Raw genomic sequence first — 15,294 nt, forward strand, 5'->3', positions numbered from 1 at the left:
ATCCTGAAGACGCCGTAGGCGGGCGGGGGGACGGGCGCGTTGGCAGCGGCCGCGAGGCCCATGCCGAGGACGCGGCGGGTGTCGGCGGGGTCGATGATCCCGTCGTCCCACAGGCGGGCGGTGGCGTAGTAGGGGGAGCCCTGCGTCTCGTACTGCTCCCGGATCGGCGCCTTGAGCTCCTCGTCGTCCGGGCGGCCCGCGACCGTCGCGAGCACGGACGCGGCCTGCTCGCCGCCCATCACCGAGATCCGGGCGTTCGGCCACATCCAGAGGAAGCGGGGGTCGTAGGCCCGTCCGCACATGCCGTAGTTGCCGGCGCCGAAGGAGCCGCCGATGACCACCGTGAACTTCGGCACCACCGAGCAGGCGACGGCGGTGACGAGCTTGGCGCCGTCCTTGGCGATGCCGCCGTTCTCGTACTCCCTGCCGACCATGAAGCCCGAGATGTTCTGAAGGAAGACCAGCGGGATGCCGCGCTGGTTGCACAGCTCGATGAAGTGCGCGCCCTTCAACGCCGACTCGCCGAACAGGATCCCGTTGTTGGCGACGATCCCGACCGGGTGGCCCCAGATGTGCGCGAAGCCGGTCACCAGCGTCTCGGCGTACAGCCGCTTGAACTCGGTGAACCGCGAGCCGTCCACGATGCGCCGGATCACCTCGCGGACGTCGTACGGCGTGCGGACCTCGGCGGGGACGACGTCGTAGATCGAGGCCGGATCCTCGTGCGGCTCCTCGACCTCGCGCACCTCCCAGGGCGCCGCCCCCGGCAGGGGAAGGGTGTCGACGATCCCGCGCACGATGGCCAGCGCGTGCGCGTCGTCGTCGGCGAGGTGGTCGACCACGCCGGAGGTGCGGGCGTGCACCTCGCCGCCGCCGAGCTCCTCGGCCGTGACGACCTCCCCGGTCGCGGCCTTCACCAGCGGCGGACCGCCGAGGAAGATCGTGCCCTGGTCGCGCACGATCACGGTCTCGTCGCTCATCGCCGGCACGTAGGCGCCGCCGGCCGTGCACGAGCCCATCACCGAGGCGAGCTGGGGGATGCCGCGCGCCGACAGCTGCGCCTGGTTGAAGAAGATCCGGCCGAAGTGCTCCCGGTCGGGGAACACCTCGTCCTGCATCGGCAGGAACGCCCCGCCGGAGTCGACCAGCGCGATGCACGGCAGCCGGTTCTCGGCCGCCACCGCCTGCGCGCGCAGGTGCTTCTTGACCGTCATCGGGTAGTACGTCCCACCCTTCACGGTCGCGTCGTTGGCGATGACCATCACCTCGCGACCGTGCACCCGGCCGATCCCCGTCACGATGCTCGCGCTCGGGACGGCCCACTCCTCGCCGTACATGCCGTACGCCGCCAGCGGGCTCAGCTCCAGGAACGGGCTGCCCGGGTCGAGCAGCCGGTCCACCCGCTCGCGCACCAGCAGCTTGCCGCGTCCCGTGTGCTTGTCCCGCGCGGCCTCGCTGCCGCCGCGCCGCACCCGGGCCAGCCGCTCGTGCAGCTCGTCGACCAGCTCTCTCATCTGCGCCACGATGCCAGGTTAGCGATCGTTAACCACCCGCGCCAGGACGGACGCCCCGGCGGGCGGGCGCCGTACGCCGATAGCCTGAGCCCCATGACCAGCGCCGCCGAGGCCCCCACGCGGCGCGACCAGATCCTCACCACCGCCGCCGAGCTGTTCGCGGCCCGCGGCTTCCACGGGGTCTCGGTCGCCGACCTCGGCGCGGCCTGCGGCATCTCGGGACCGGCGCTCTACAAGCACTTCCCGTCCAAGGACGCCGTCCTCGCCGCGATGCTGGTCTCGATCAGCGAGGAGCTGCTCGCCGTCGGGCGCGAACGGGTGCACAGCGCGACCAGCGGCGCCGACGCCCTCCGGGCGCTGGTCGACTTCCACACCGGATTCGCCCTCCGGCGCCGGGCTCTCATCGTCGTCCAGGACCGCGACTGGGAGTCGCTCCCCGACGAGGCGCGGGAGCAGGTCCGGACCCTGCAGCGCGCGTACGTCGACCTGTGGGCCGACCAGCTGCGCCGGGTGCACCCCGGGCTCGGGCTCGACGAGGCCCGAGCGATGGCCCACGCGTCCTTCGGACTGATCAACTCCACCCCGCACAGCGGGCTGCTGCCCGACGAGCCGATGCACGAGCTCCTCGTGCGGATGGCCCTCGGAGCGCTCGGCGTCTCGTAGGGTGCGGGCCATGCGTGCCCGGCTCGTCGCTCTCGTCGTCGCGGCCGTGCTCGGCGCCGGTGGCGGGATCGCGGTGGCCCTGGCCCAGGGCGAGGACCCCGGCCGGCGGCCGGCTCCGGTCGCGGACCCGCTGGGCCTCGGCATCCCGCAGGTCGACCTGGACTGCACCGGCGAGGCGGTCATGGTCGTGGGCCTCGGCGACAACGCCGCGACCCTGCGGACCGAGATCGTCAACACGCCCGACGTCGACCTGCGCTACCTCGACACCCGGCGATCCTGCGACGCCCGCTGGACCCCGGAGAGCTCCGACGCCCGCCCCCGCTGGGTCCTGTACGCCGGCCCCGGCGACCGCACCGAGCTCTGCGTGGACCGGATGACCGAGCCCGCCCACCAGCGCGACAACGTGACGTTCCTGCGCGACGGCAGCGACCACCGGGCGATGTGCCTGTGCGAGGTCCCCGTCAGCGAGGCGCCGCGGCTGGAGGTCGGCACCCCCGCCGCCAGCGACCCGCGCAACCGGATCTGGATCGGTGAGCTGCAGGACATGCTGATCACCGTCGACGCCGAGCTGCGCCCCGACGAGGAGATCCGGCTCACCGACGACCGGAAGCGCACCACCTTCTACGACGAGCGCATCGCGGAGCGGATCGACGTGGTCCGCGCCAGCGCCCAGCTCAAGCAGAACGGCGTCCTGGACACCCAGGTGTGGCGCCGGGTGATCGCGGGCGGCTGCCAGTTGTACGACTACTCCTGAGGTCTCACGACAGCCGGTAGAAGCGGAACATCTCGTGCTCGATCGGCAGCACCTCGACCGAGCCGAATCCGGCCTGCTCGGCGTACTCCCGCAGCACGGCCGGGCGCATCACGGTGCCGGTCCCGACCGACGGTTCGTGGGACAGCCCGTCGGGCAGGCAGACCAGCATCGAGACGCCGTACATCAGCTGCTCCACGGGGTCGCCCGGACCGGTGAACTCCTCGGGCACCCGCTCGTCCATCACGACCAGGGTGCCGCCCGGCTTGAGCAGCCGGCGCGCGCCGGCCAGCACGGCCACCGGGTCCGGCAGGTCGTGGACGCACTCGAACGCGGTGGCCAGGTCGAATCCGCCCGCGCCGGGTGCCTCCGCGGCGTCGACGAGGTGGAAGGCGACCCGGTCGTCGAGACCGTACGACGCCGCGTTCCCGCGGGCCGCGTCGACGGAGTCGGCGTCGACGTCGAAGCCGGTCACGGTCGCGGCGGGGTACGACAGGGCGATCCCGATCGACGACCAGCCCTCGCCGCAGCCCACGTCGGCGACCCGGCCTCCCTCGCTCAGGATCTGGTGCACGTCCGGCACCGCGGGCAGCCACTCGCTGCCGAGCAGGTTGAGGTACAGCGGCCGGTTGGCGTCGGCCTGCGCGGTGCGCATCAGCGCGCCGTACTCGCTCCAGCCGACGCCGCCGCCCTCGCGGTACGCGGTGAGCAGCGCGGGCAGCTGGACCGCTGCGGCGGCGACCATGCGGGCGAACGGGGTGAAGTAGGCGACCGAGTCGGGGTCGACGAGCACCGGCACGTGCTCCTCGGGCACCGAGTAGCGACGCGCGTCGGCGGGTAGAGACGGGGCGTCCACCTCGAGCAACCCGGCGACGGTCTGCTGCTCGAGCCACTCGCGGGCGTAGCGCTCCTGCATCCCGGCTCCGGCCGCCGCCTCGGCGACGGTGGACGGGCCGCGTCGGTGGAGCAGCCGGTAGAGGCCGAGCTGGTCGCCGATGTGCAGCGACAGCACGTCCAGGGCGCCGAGCACGGAGCCGAACAGGTGCTCGGCGAGGTCGTCGGTCTTCATGGGTCCTCCGGGGGGTGGCTCGGATCGTTCGGGATCGCAGCCTGCGCGCCCGGCCTGACAGACGGCCGTCACCGGGCTGACAGGGGCTGGCAGGTGGCGGAGATGCCCAGGAATGTCGTGGCGCCGCACGGACGAACGGGATCATCCTGAGCGGATGACGGTCCTGGCGGTGCGCGTGCTCGGCGAGCCCGAGCTCGTGCTGGCGCACGGGCCGGTCCCCTTCCCCGCGGGCCGGCCGGGCCGGCTGTTGGCCGCGCTGGTCCTCGCCCACGGCCGGGCGCTGGCTGTCGAGCGGCTCGTGGACGACGTCTGGGGCGAGGAGCCGCCGGGCGAGGCCCGGGCCGCGCTGCACACCACCGTCGCGCGGGCGCGCCGGGCCCTCGCCGAGCAGGCCGCACTGGTGCAGCGGACGAGCGCGGGCTACCGGCTCGACGACGCCGACGTGCGCCTCGACTCCGACGACTTCCTGGCCCGGATCGCACCGGTGCCGGGCGAGGACGCGACCGCGCGCGTGCAGCGGTACGACGCCGCGCTGGCCCTGTGGCGGGGACCCGCCTGGGGCGTCCTGGCCGAGGACCTGGCCGCCGGCGAGGCGCTGCGGCTGACCGAGGCGCGGCTGGGCGCCCTCGAGGAGCGGGCCGCCGCGCTCCTCGAGACCGACCACGCCGACCGGGCCGTGGGCGAGCTGCGGCTGCTGGTCGCGGACGAGCCGTTGCGCGAGCGCGCCGTCGGGTTGCTGATGACCGCCCTGCGGCGCACCGGCGACGTGGCCGGCGCGCTCGCGGCGTACGCCGTGCACCGCCGGCGGCTCGCGGACGAGCTCGGCCTGGACCCCTCCCCCGAGCTGGTCGACCTGCACCGCGAGCTGCTGCTCCGCCGGCCGGCGCCGGGCCGCCGGCTGAGCGTCGTACGCCCCGAGGAGCCCGGCGGGGCGGCGGGTCCGCGGCTGCACGGACGGGACGCCCAGCTCGCGACGCTCGACCGGATGCTCGGCCTGCACCGCTGCGTCACCGTGGTCGGCCCGGGCGGGGTCGGCAAGACGACGCTGGCCGCGCACGCCGTCAGCGAGCGCGAGCACTGGTGGGTCGACCTCGCGACCGTGAGCGACCCGTCCGGCGTGCTGCCCGCGGTCGCGGGCGCCCTCGGCGTGGAGGCCTTCCCCGGCGCGACCCTGGCGGAGGCGGTCCGGCACCGCGCGGTGTCCGCGGACCGGATCCTGGTGCTCGACAACTGCGAGCACCTGCTCGGGGTGGTGGGCGAGCTCGCCGAGGACCTGCTGGCGGCCGGCCCGCGGCTGCGGGTGCTCGCCACCTCGCGGGAGCGGCTCGCGGCCGTCGGCGAGCAGGTCCTCCTCCTGCCCCCGCTGCAGCTGCCGGCCGCCGGGTCGGAGGCGGCGGAGTCTCCCGCGGTCGCCCTGTTCCTGGAGCGGGCGGCGGCGGTGGCGCCCGACCTCCCGACCGACGAAGCCACCCTGCGCGCGGTCGCCGACCTGGTCCGCCGCCTCGACGGCCTCCCGCTCGCCATCGAGCTCGCCGCCGGCCGGGTCGGAGCGTTCACGCTCGACGACCTGCACGCACGGCTGTCCGACCGGCTCGACCTGCTCCACTCGACACGACGACGCGGTCCCCGGCGCCAGCGGACCCTGAGCGCGACGATCGCCTGGTCGGTCGACCTGCTCGCGCCCGCGGAGCGATCGGTGTTCCTGCGCCTCTCGGTCTTCGCGGGCAGCTTCGACCTCGACGCCGCCGAGGCGGTGCTGGGCCCGGGGGCGGCCGACCTCGTCGGCGTGCTGGCCGAGCGTTCGTTGCTGGTCCGGCCCGGACCCCGAGGACGCGGCGAGTACCGGATGCTCGAGACGCTGCGCGCCTTCGCCCGCGCCCGCCTCGACGAGATCGAGCTGGCGGCCGTGCGCCGCGCGCACGCCTCCTGGGCCGCCGACCTCGTCGAGCGGGCCGCGACCGGCCTGCTCGGTCCGGAGGAGGCCGGGTGGGGGGCTCGCCTGGACGCGGCCCAGGCCGACGTCGCCGCGGCGGTCCGGTGGGCGATCGCGGGCGGGGAGGCGGCGCTCGCCGCCCGGCTGGTCGGCGGCCTCGACCGCTGGGCGTACTACCGGCTGCGGCCCGACGTGCTGCGCTGGGCGCTCGACGTACTCGACCTCGGCGACGCCGGGGAGACGGCGACGGTGCAGGTCTGCGCGGCGTCGTACCACTGGCTGACCGGGTCGTACGACGCCGCCCGCGCCCACGGCGAGCGCGCGGTGGCCCTGGCCGAGCCGGGCTCGGTCGTCGCGGCCCGGGCGCTCGACGCGCTGTCCGACGTCGCCCTGGCCGTGGGGGACCTCGACGAGTCGATGCGCTGCAGCCGCGCGGGTTACGAGGCGGCCAACGCGGCCGGCGCCTGGTCGTACGCCGCGACGGCCGCGGTCGGCATGGTGCTCGCCGAGACGTACGCCGGCGGCGACGCCACCCACCTGCTCGCGGTCGCCCACCGCGCCGCGATCCGCTCCGGCAACCCGACCTGGTCGGCGTTCGTGCGGTACGCCGAGGCGGAGGTGCTCGCCGACTCCGATCCACAGCACGCCCTGGCCGCCTCGGCCGACGCGATCCGGATCGCCACCCCGGTCGACAACCGGCTGGTGCTCGGCATCGCCACCACCGTGGACACCGCGATCCGATGCCGCTCCGGGCCGCTCACCGCCGACACCGTCGAGCACACCTGCCGGGCGATCCGGCACTGGATCGCGTCGGGCAACGCGGCGCTCTTCCTCACCTGCCTGCGCAACGTCGCGCCGCTGCTCGAGCGCCTCGGCGCGGCGCACGCCCTCGTGGAGCTGGTCGCCGCGACGTCCGGCACCGACGCGGCGTACGGCGCGGAGGCGATCCGGATCGACGCCGGTCTGCGGCACGCCCGGGCCGTGCTCGGCGAGGAGGGGTACTCCGCCGCCTGGGCGACCGGAGCCGGACGGAGCCCCGTCGAGGCCGGCCAGGAGCTGCTCGAGCTGCTCCCCGGACTCGTCGGAACCTAGAGCAGGTGGTCGACCCGGCTGTCGGGATCGTCGAGCAGCTCCAGCAGCCGGGCCGCCCGCAGCGCGGCGTCCAGCGCCGACTCCAGGTCGGCGTCGCCGGGGTCGTCCCGGCCCGGCGGCGCCTGCTCCCGTTCGTGCAGCCGGGCCAGCAGCTCTTCACGGGCCAGCCCGCGCAGGTGGAGCAGCACGAACGGGTCGGCCTCGAGGAGCCAGGTGAGCTGGTAGAGCACCGCGAGCGCGTGCCGGCACGGGTCGGTCCAGGCGTCGCAGGTGCAGGCCGAGCCGAGCTCGCCGCCATACGGCAGCAGCTCGACGCCGGCCTCGTCGGCGTGCTCGACGAGCAGGTGCGGCAGCTCCCCGGCGAGGAGAGCGGCGATCCGGCCGGCCTCGGCCGCGACCACCTCGACCAGGGCGGCCCGGCCGTCGGCGTCGAGGACCGGCAGCACCCCGGCGACGGTGACCATCTCGTGCTCGTCCTCGACCGCCGCGTAGTAGCCGCCCTCCTCAACGGCGATCTGGCCCACCCGTCCGGTGCGCGACAGCTTGCGCGCCGCGACCAGGTCCTCCTGGGCGAACGCAGACTCCTCGACCGCGCGGACCCAGGCCTTGCCCCACCACGTCGTCGCCCGGGTGGCGGAGCGCCGCGGGGCGATGCGGGGGTGCAGGTGCCGGGTCATCAGCTCGGCCGCAGGGTGACGAGGTCGCGCAGCTCGTCGTTGCTGAGCTCGGTCAGCGCGGCCTCGCCGCGGCCGAGCACGGAGTCGGCCAGCGCGCGCTTGCGCTTCAGCAGCTCGGCGACCTTCTCCTCGACGGTGCCGCGGGTGACCATACGGTGCACCTGGACCGGCTTGGTCTGGCCGATCCGGTAGGCGCGGTCGGTCGCCTGGTCCTCGACCGCGGGATTCCACCAGCGGTCCAGGTGGACGACGTGGTCGGCGCGGGTGAGGTTGAGGCCGGTGCCGCCGGCCTTGAGCGAGAGCAGGAAGACCGGCTGCTCGCCCGCCTGGAACGCGCGCACCATCGCCTCGCGCTGCCGCACCGGGGTGCTGCCGTGCAGGAACTGGTGCGGCACCCCCGTGCGATCGAGGTGGCTCTCCAGGAGGTGGCCCATGGCGACGTACTGGGTGAAGACCAGCACCGCGCCGTCCTCGGAGAGCGCGGTCGCGAGCAGCTCGTCGAGCAGGTCCAGCTTCTCGCTGCGCCCGGCCAGCCGCGCCGCACCCGACTGCTTGAGGAACTGGGCCGGGTGGTTGCAGATCTGCTTCAGGCCGGTCAGCAGCATCAGCACCAGACCGCGGCGGGCGTCCTCGTCGGCGCGCTCGATCCGCTCCATGGTGTCGCGGACGAACGCCTCGTAGAGCACCGTCTGCTCGCGGGTCAGCCGCAGCGGGTGGTCGGTCTCGGTCTTGGGCGGCAGCTCCGGGGCGATGCCCGGGTCGGACTTGCGGCGGCGCAGCAGGAACGGCTCGACCAGCTCCGCGAACTGCTTGGCCTTGGTGGGCTCCACCCCCGACTCGATCGGGGCGGCCCACACCTTGCGGAAGGCGTTGCGGCTGCCGAGCAGGCCCGGCGTCGCCCAGTCGAGGATCGACCAGAGCTCGGTCAGGTCGTTCTCGACCGGCGTGCCGGTCAGCGCCACCCGGCCGGCGCTCGGGATGGAGCGCAGCGCGCGGGCGGTCGAGGAGCGGGAGTTCTTGATGTGCTGGGCCTCGTCGGCGACGACCAGGTCCCACGGCACCGCGGCGAGCTCCTCCGCCGAGACCCGCATGGTGCCGTACGTCGTCAGCACGAACCCACCGCCGGCCGACCCGAGCAGGTCGGCCTCGTCGAGACCCTCGAGCGAGCGCTGGCCGCCGTGGAAGCGGCGTACCTGCGTGCCGGGGGCGAACCGCTCGATCTCGGCCTCCCAGTTGCCGAGCAGGCTGGCCGGGCAGACCACGAGCGTCGGCCCGACGGGTGTCGGGCTGTGCTCGACCCGGTGCAGGTGGAGCGCGATCAGGGTGATCGTCTTGCCCAGGCCCATGTCGTCGGCCAGGCAGGCGCCCAGGCCGAGGTCGGTCAGCTCGGCGAGCCAGGTCAGCCCCTGGCGCTGGTAGTCGCGCAGCGTGGCCTGCAGCGCGGCCGGCACCGGCACCGGCTCCCGGGTCACCGCGCTGGTCAACCGCTCGCGCACCTTCAGCAGGGACGCGCCCACGACGACCTGGGTCTCCTCGGCCTCGGCGCCGGGGACGGGCACCAGCGCGGTGCCGGTCAGCGTCGCCGCCACCGCCTCGCCGGCGCTGACCCGACGCAGCAGCCGCTTGCGGGCGCGCCGGGCGACCGTGGGGTCGATGACCGTCCAGTTGCCGCGCAGCTTCAACAGCGGCGAGGCGGACTGGGCGAGCTGCTCCATCTCCTCCTCGGTGAGCGGGTCGCCGTGCAGGGCGACCTGCCAGTTGAAGGCGAACAGCTCACCCGCGCCGAACAGCCCGGTCTGCAGCGGCTCCTCGCGCGGACCGGAGTCGGCGGGCGCGCGGTCGAGCACGGCGCGCGTGGTCAGGTCGCGGCCGAGCGAGCGCGGCCACAGCACGTCGACGCCGCGCTCCCGGAGGGCGGCCACCCCGTCCTCGAGCAGGCTCGCGATCTCGGCACCGTCGAGGGTGATCTGGTCGGGCACCCTCAGCTCCAGCAGCCGGTCGAGCACCGGCCAGGCCTCGGCCGCGGCGCGCAGCGCGATGGTGGCGTGGGTCCGGGCCCGGTCGCCGAACCCGTGGCTCGCGTCCGGACCGCCCTCCGCCCAGAGGACGGCCGCATCGCTCACGTGCAGCGGGTTCTGCTCGTCGTGGACCTGCAGGACCACCCGCACCGCGCCGTCGACCAGCTCCTCCTCGTCGGCCTCGACCCGCAGCGAGATCGACACCAGCTGCGGGCGCCGGTCGGGCGGCTCCTCCCGGTGCTGCTCGATGCGACGCTTCAGGCGCGATCGGAAGTCGGGGGCCGGGTCGGGCCGCGCCGCCTCCGGCGCCGTACGCGGGACGGCGTCGACCACGGCGGCCAGCACCGAGCGGACCAGCTCGGTGGCCGCGGCGGGCTCCAGGCCGATCGCACCCCGGCTGCCCGCCAGCAGGCTGATCCGCTCGCGGTCGTCCGCGTCCAACGGGGCGACCTGCCACGCCGGGACCGGCCCGGTCGCCGGCTCCAGCTTGCCCGCCGCGACCAGCCGCAGGCCGAGCAGCGCAGCGCCGGCCAGCAGCGAGACGCTGGGGTGCAGGTCGTCACGCGCCTGCGCCTTGGTGAGGACGGGCAGCGCCGAGCGGATCGGGAGCACCACGGTGCGCCGGTCGTCGCTGAACTCGACGGTGCCCTCCCGCGGCGGCTCGGCGGCTCGGAAGGTCGCCGGACCGGAGACGGGCACGAAACTCACGACAGGGACCGTAGCCCGGGACGCCGACACCGAGGTTCACGGCGGTTACTAGGCTCGACTCTCATGAGCATCCTGGACACCCCGATCGCCCGCCTCGACGGCACGCCCGCCACCCTGGGCGAGATCACCGGCGGCCGCCCCGCCCTGCTGGTCAACGTCGCGAGCAAGTGCGGGCTGACCCCGCAGTACGCCGGTCTCGAGCAGCTCCACGAGGAGTACGCCGCCGCCGGGTTCACCGTGGTCGGCCTGCCGTGCAACCAGTTCATGGGCCAGGAGCCCGGCACGTCCGAGGAGATCGCGGAGTTCTGCTCGGCGACGTACGGCGTGACGTTCCCGATGACCGAGAAGATCGAGGTCAACGGCGACGGCCGGCACCCGATCTACAGCGAGCTCGTCTCCACCCCGAACGAGCAGGGCGAGGCCGGCGACGTGGCGTGGAACTTCGAGAAGTTCCTGGTCGCCGCCGACGGCACCGTGGTCGCCCGGTTCGGCCCGCGCGTGGATCCGGGCGACCCCGCGCTGGTCGACGCCGTGAAGGCGATCACGGCCTGATCCTCCGGCGGCCCTCGGGGGCCGCCCGGGTGAGCGAGCACACACCCTCCGGCGACGAAAGTCGGTCGTCGGCGGACCGGGTGCGCTCGTAACCTTTCTCGGTGACCACCGCCCCCTCCACCAGTCCTCCCTCCCCCAGCGCCGACTCCGACAAGCTCGACCGCGGCGTCCTCCTCGTCGCCGGCGTGGTGGTGCTCGGCGCGATCATGTCGATCCTCGACATCACCGTCGTCTCCGTCGCGCTGAAGACCTTCGAGGCCGAGTTCGGCGCCACCACCGCCCAGGTGGCCTGGACGATGACGGCCTACACGCTCGCCCTCGCGAGCGTGATCCCGCTGACCGGCTGGGCCTCGGACCGGTTCGGCACCAAGCGGCTCTACCTCACCGCGATCGCGCTCTTCGCGGCCGGGTCGGCCCTGTGCGCGGTGGCCACCTCGCTGGAGATGCTGGTCGCCTTCCGGGTCCTGCAGGGCTTCGGCGGCGGCATGCTGGTGCCGCTCGGCATGACGATCCTGACCCGGGCCGCGGGCACGGAGCGGGTCGGCCGGGTGATGGCCGTGATGGGCATCCCGATGCTGCTCGGCCCGATCGCCGGCCCGATCCTCGGCGGCGCGCTGATCGACAACGCCTCGTGGCACTGGATCTTCCTGATCAACGTCCCGATCGGCATCGTCGCCCTCGTCTACTCCGCCAAGGTGCTGCCGGCCGACGACCCCACCCCGTCGGAGACCTTCGACTGGCTCGGCATGGTGCTGCTCTCCCCCGGCCTGGCGCTGTTCCTGTACGGCGTCTCGACGATCCCCGAGACCGGCTCCGCCTGGCACGCCAAGGTGCTGGTGCCCGCCGTCATCGGCCTGGTGCTGATCGTCGCCTTCGTGCCGTGGGCGCTCAGCCGCCGCAACGCCCACCCGCTGGTCGACCTGCGGCTGTTCGCCAACCGCACCCTGACCTTCGCGGTGATCGCCATGTCGCTGTTCGCGATCGCGTTCTTCGGCGCCAGCCTGCTCTTCCCGCAGTACTACATCGGCGTGCGCGGCGAGTCCGCGATGATGGCCGGCCTGCTGCTGGCCCCGCAGGGCATCGGCGCGATGCTCACGATGCCGGTCGCCGGCGTACTGAGCGACAAGATCGGCCCCGGCAAGATCGTGCTCGCCGGTGTCGCCACGATCACGGTCGGCCTGGGCCTCTACGCCACGCTGGACGACACCACGTCGTACTGGTTCCTCGGCCTGGCGCTGTTCATCCAGGGGCTCGGCATGGGCGCCACGATGATGCCGATCATGTCGGCGGCGCTGCAGACGCTGCGCGAGCACACCATCGCCCGCGGCTCGACGCTGATGAACATCATCCAGCAGGTCGCCGCCTCGATCGGTACCGCGATCTTCTCGGTGCTGCTCACCAACGGCATCAAGAACGACGTCGGCCCCACGGACCCGGTCGGCGACCTCGCCGACGTGTTCGGCAACGTCTTCACGGTCGCCACGGTGATGGTCCTGCTGGTGCTGATCCCCGCGTTCTTCCTGCCTCGCAAGAAGGCCGAGCACGCGGTCGACCCCACCCTCCTCGCCGGCCACTGAGCCACTCGCGCCGCCCCACCCACCCCGCGCCGAGCCGGCGCGAGTTTGCCGCCGACCCGGCGCGAACTCGCGCCGGCTCGGCGGTTCTCGGGGTCAGGTGAGGGCGACCCGGCCGGTGATCGGGGGCAGGTCGGCCAGGGTGACGATCCCGGGCGGGGCGGCGACGACGTACGGGACCGCGTTCGTGACCGGCATCGCCGTGTAGATCATCCCGAGGTCCATGAACCCCTCGGTCCAGTCCTGCGGGGGCAGGCAGTGGATGACCGTGCGCATGTTGGGCACGCCGAAGACCTGGATGACGTGGCCGTGCGCCAGCGGCTTCGGGGGTACGACGTGGTCGCCCATCGTCCAGTTGAAGCCGACGCTGACGACGTTGCGGTCGCCCACCCAGCCGCGGTGGTAGCCCATCACCCCGCCGACCGTGCCGGCCGGGATCTGCATGAAGCCGAGGTCGGTGTCGCCGGTCGCCTCGGTGAAGGTGACGTCGAAGGTCATCCGGTCCAGGGTCACGCCGAGCGCGTCGGCCATCATCGCCGCGGACTCGGCGAACACCTCGGACTCGCGGCGTACCGACTCGGCCAGGCCGGGGGTGTCGGGGCGCTGCGAGAAGCCCATCGCCGTCTGCGTGCCCGCCGACTCGTACGTCGAGCAGTCGACCGACTCGGTGATCCGGATCTCCTCGACCCGCTCGCAGGAGCCGCTGAGCACCATGCCGACGAGGTTGGTCATGCCCGGGTGCGCGCCGCTGCCGAAGATCGTCGCGTTGCCCCGCTCGCAGGCCTTGCGGACCCGCTCCAGGTCCTCGGGTGTCTGCTTCCCGCCGGTGATCCAGGCCGCGCTGGAGCAGACGTTGACGCCGGCCTCCAGGAGCGCGCAGAGCTCGTCGACCGAGGGCCACAGCGGGTTGTAGCAGCACGCGTCGGCGCCCAGCGCGAGCAGCTCCGCGATGTCGGACGTCGCCCGGACGCCCGTCGGCTCCGGCCAGCCGCACAGCTCGGCGGCGTCCCTGCCCACCTTGTCGGCGCCGTGGGCGTACACCCCCACGAGCTCGAGATCGGGCCGGGCGAGGATCGCATGCAGCGAGCGTCGCCCGATGTTGCCGGTCGTCCACTGGATCACGCGCAGGGGTCGGGTCATGCGGGGCAAACTAGAACGAGTTTCAGTTCGATGTCCAGGGTCCCCGGAAATCATCGAGCGCGCCGGGTCGGCCGCGACCTAGGGTCGGGCCTCCCGATCACGCACGAGGAGACAGAGATGGGCTGGAAGGACGTCGCGAAGCTGGCCACCGGACTGGTGGCCGACCTCACCGAGAAGGCCGAGGCGTACCGGCCCGAGGCCGTCGCGGCCCGCGAGGCCGAGACCGAGGCCCGCGAGGAGGGCGAGCGCCGCGACCGGCTCGCCGAGCGGTCCGCGGCGGGCGACACCGCCGAGCTGACCATCACCCTCGCCGGCGGTGAGCAGGGCACGCTCACCGTCACCCTCCCGTGCGAGCGCGAGGAGGAGGACGGCTGGTGGCGGCTGCGCCTGGAGTCGCCCGACCCAGTGCTGCTCGGGAGCACCGCGCTGGCCTCCTTCTCGCTCGCCGTCCCGTCGTACGCCGACCCCGGGCGTTACGACCTCGCCGAGCTGCAGCGACGCAGCGAAGCCGGCGAGATCGACCTGTGGGAGCCCTTCGACCTGCACCTGTCCCCGGTGACCGAGGTCGACGACCGCACCTGGTTCGTCGACGTGAGCGCCTCGCCGGCGCCCGTCGTGACGATCGGCGAGGACGGCGCCGACTTCGACCTGCCGCTCGCCTCCGCGGTCAACGCGATCCGCGCGGTCGGGACCGTCCGCTGGTGACCTAGGACCCCTGCAGCCGGGGCAGGACGTCGCGGGCGACCGCCTCGAGCACCGCCTCGTCGCCGACGTACGCCGTGTCCCGGCGCGGCCAGTGCGTGACCAGGTCGGTGAAGCCGAGCTCGGCCACCCGGCCGGCGATCTCCTCGAAGAAGCCCACGCTCGACAGCGCGAACCGGCCCGTCCCGGAGAGGTGCGGGGTGTCGTCGGTGAGCACGTAGCGCGGCACCGTGCCCGGGTCCCGGCCCACCTCCGCCAGGGCGTCGTCGAAGGCGTGCGCGGAGTCGGCCAGGCCGGCGTACCAGCGGTCGACGGTGTCGGCGGCGTACGGCCCGGTGGTGATCCAGCCGCTCCCGTGCGCCGCGGCGAAGCGCAGCGAGCGGGGGCCGTTGGCCGCGAGGAGGTACGGCGTGTGCGGCAGGCCGGGCCGCGTGCGGGCGTCGGCGGCCGAGAACCAGCGCCCCTCGGTGGTGACGTGGTCGCCGTCGCGCAGCTGCTCCAGCACGCCGACGAACTCCTGGAACCGGTCGACCCGCTCGCGCACCGACAGTTCGGCCCCGCCGAGCACCCGGGAGTCCAGGTCGCCGCCGGTCCCGAGGCCGAGCAGGAACCGGCCGCCCGAGATGTCCTCCAGGGCCTGGGCGTCGCGGAAGAGCAGGTAGGGGTGGCGGAAGTTCGGCGCCGCCACCAGCGTCCCGAGCCCGATCCGCTCGGTCACGCCCGCGGCGGCCGCGAGCGTCGGGGTCGCGCCGCGCCACGGAGCCTCCGGTAGCCCGCCCCAGGTCAGGTGGTCGTAGGTCCAGGCGTGGTCGAAGCCCATCGCCTCCGTGGCGCGCCACCGAGGGGCCGCCTCGCTCCAGGGCTGGTCGGTCAGGAGGGTGAGGCCGATGCGCATGCCCGG

Annotated in this window: 12 protein-coding genes; 6 read left to right on the forward strand and 6 right to left on the reverse strand. The window is 74.1% G+C overall.

Annotated features, from left to right (window positions below; all coding sequences use genetic code 11):
- Positions 1–1,514: carboxyl transferase domain-containing protein (locus VMF51_RS14085; RefSeq protein WP_325475101.1), on the reverse strand; the 1,514-nt coding region annotated here is incomplete at its 3' end.
- Positions 1,515–1,607: 93 nt separating this feature from the next.
- Here VMF51_RS14085 and VMF51_RS14090 point away from each other — a divergent pair.
- Together VMF51_RS14090 and VMF51_RS14095 are read left to right on the forward strand one after the other, a co-directional pair.
- Positions 1,608–2,177: a TetR/AcrR family transcriptional regulator gene (locus tag VMF51_RS14090; protein ID WP_325475073.1), complete on the forward strand. Its 570-nt coding sequence runs from the start codon at positions 1,608–1,610 to the stop codon at positions 2,175–2,177.
- Positions 2,178–2,187: 10 nt separating this feature from the next.
- A complete protein-coding gene (locus VMF51_RS14095; RefSeq protein WP_325475074.1) occupies positions 2,188–2,931 on the forward strand; it encodes a hypothetical protein in 744 nt (247 codons plus the stop codon).
- A 4-nt stretch (positions 2,932–2,935) separates the two neighbouring features.
- Here VMF51_RS14095 and VMF51_RS14100 read toward each other — a convergent pair whose 3' ends face one another.
- Positions 2,936–3,997 carry a class I SAM-dependent methyltransferase gene (locus VMF51_RS14100; protein WP_325475075.1) on the reverse strand — a complete coding sequence of 354 codons (1,062 nt, stop codon included), beginning with the start codon at positions 3,995–3,997 and terminating at the stop codon, positions 2,936–2,938.
- A 154-nt stretch (positions 3,998–4,151) separates the two neighbouring features.
- Here VMF51_RS14100 and VMF51_RS14105 point away from each other — a divergent pair, with 154 nt between their 5' ends.
- A complete protein-coding gene (locus VMF51_RS14105; protein WP_325475076.1) occupies positions 4,152–7,022 on the forward strand; it encodes a BTAD domain-containing putative transcriptional regulator in 2,871 nt (956 codons plus the stop codon).
- Here VMF51_RS14105 and VMF51_RS14110 read toward each other — a convergent pair.
- Together VMF51_RS14110 and VMF51_RS14115 are read right to left on the reverse strand one after the other, a co-directional pair.
- Positions 7,019–7,699 carry an SWIM zinc finger family protein gene (locus tag VMF51_RS14110; protein ID WP_325475077.1) on the reverse strand — a complete coding sequence of 227 codons (681 nt, stop codon included), beginning with the start codon at positions 7,697–7,699 and terminating at the stop codon, positions 7,019–7,021. The two genes, VMF51_RS14105 and VMF51_RS14110, sit on opposite strands and share 4 nt — an antisense overlap.
- Complete coding sequence (locus VMF51_RS14115; RefSeq protein ID WP_325475078.1) at positions 7,699–10,425, reverse strand: DEAD/DEAH box helicase; 2,727 nt, start codon at positions 10,423–10,425, stop codon at positions 7,699–7,701. The genes VMF51_RS14110 and VMF51_RS14115 overlap by 1 nt, the downstream gene beginning before the upstream one ends.
- A 63-nt stretch (positions 10,426–10,488) precedes the next feature.
- Between VMF51_RS14115 and VMF51_RS14120 the strand changes: the two genes are divergently transcribed.
- Together VMF51_RS14120 and VMF51_RS14125 are read left to right on the forward strand one after the other, a co-directional pair.
- Positions 10,489–10,977: a glutathione peroxidase gene (locus tag VMF51_RS14120; RefSeq protein WP_325475079.1), complete on the forward strand. Its 489-nt coding sequence runs from the start codon at positions 10,489–10,491 to the stop codon at positions 10,975–10,977.
- Between the two features lie 101 nt (positions 10,978–11,078).
- Positions 11,079–12,554, forward strand: coding sequence for a DHA2 family efflux MFS transporter permease subunit (locus VMF51_RS14125; protein ID WP_325475080.1), 1,476 nt, complete (start codon positions 11,079–11,081; stop codon positions 12,552–12,554).
- A 93-nt stretch (positions 12,555–12,647) separates the two neighbouring features.
- Here VMF51_RS14125 and VMF51_RS14130 read toward each other — a convergent pair whose 3' ends face one another.
- A complete protein-coding gene (locus VMF51_RS14130; protein ID WP_325475081.1) occupies positions 12,648–13,691 on the reverse strand; it encodes a hypothetical protein in 1,044 nt (347 codons plus the stop codon).
- Between the two features lie 117 nt (positions 13,692–13,808).
- Here VMF51_RS14130 and VMF51_RS14135 point away from each other — a divergent pair, with 117 nt between their 5' ends.
- On the forward strand, positions 13,809–14,396 hold the full coding sequence (locus tag VMF51_RS14135) for a hypothetical protein (protein WP_325475082.1): 588 nt from the start codon (positions 13,809–13,811) through the stop codon (positions 14,394–14,396).
- A gap of 1 nt (position 14,397) precedes the next feature.
- On the opposite strand, the gene VMF51_RS14140 is transcribed toward VMF51_RS14135, so the two are convergent.
- Positions 14,398–15,288 (reverse strand): LLM class flavin-dependent oxidoreductase, encoded by an 891-nt coding sequence (locus VMF51_RS14140; RefSeq protein ID WP_325475083.1) that lies wholly within the window; start codon positions 15,286–15,288, stop codon positions 14,398–14,400.
- Positions 15,289–15,294: the final 6 nt, after the last annotated feature.

This window comes from Nocardioides sp. (assembly GCF_035503875.1).
GTDB lineage: Bacteria > Actinomycetota > Actinomycetes > Propionibacteriales > Nocardioidaceae > Nocardioides.

Coding starts and splice junctions, on each gene's coding strand:
- VMF51_RS14090 (WP_325475073.1), top strand. CDS start 1,608: ATGACCAGCGCCGCCGAGGCCCCCACGCGGCGCGACCAGATCCTCACC.
- VMF51_RS14095 (WP_325475074.1), top strand. CDS start 2,188: ATGCGTGCCCGGCTCGTCGCTCTCGTCGTCGCGGCCGTGCTCGGCGCC.
- VMF51_RS14100 (WP_325475075.1), bottom strand. CDS start 3,997: ATGAAGACCGACGACCTCGCCGAGCACCTGTTCGGCTCCGTGCTCGGC.
- VMF51_RS14105 (WP_325475076.1), top strand. CDS start 4,152: ATGACGGTCCTGGCGGTGCGCGTGCTCGGCGAGCCCGAGCTCGTGCTG.
- VMF51_RS14110 (WP_325475077.1), bottom strand. CDS start 7,699: ATGACCCGGCACCTGCACCCCCGCATCGCCCCGCGGCGCTCCGCCACC.
- VMF51_RS14120 (WP_325475079.1), top strand. CDS start 10,489: ATGAGCATCCTGGACACCCCGATCGCCCGCCTCGACGGCACGCCCGCC.
- VMF51_RS14130 (WP_325475081.1), bottom strand. CDS start 13,691: ATGACCCGACCCCTGCGCGTGATCCAGTGGACGACCGGCAACATCGGG.
- VMF51_RS14135 (WP_325475082.1), top strand. CDS start 13,809: ATGGGCTGGAAGGACGTCGCGAAGCTGGCCACCGGACTGGTGGCCGAC.
- VMF51_RS14140 (WP_325475083.1), bottom strand. CDS start 15,288: ATGCGCATCGGCCTCACCCTCCTGACCGACCAGCCCTGGAGCGAGGCG.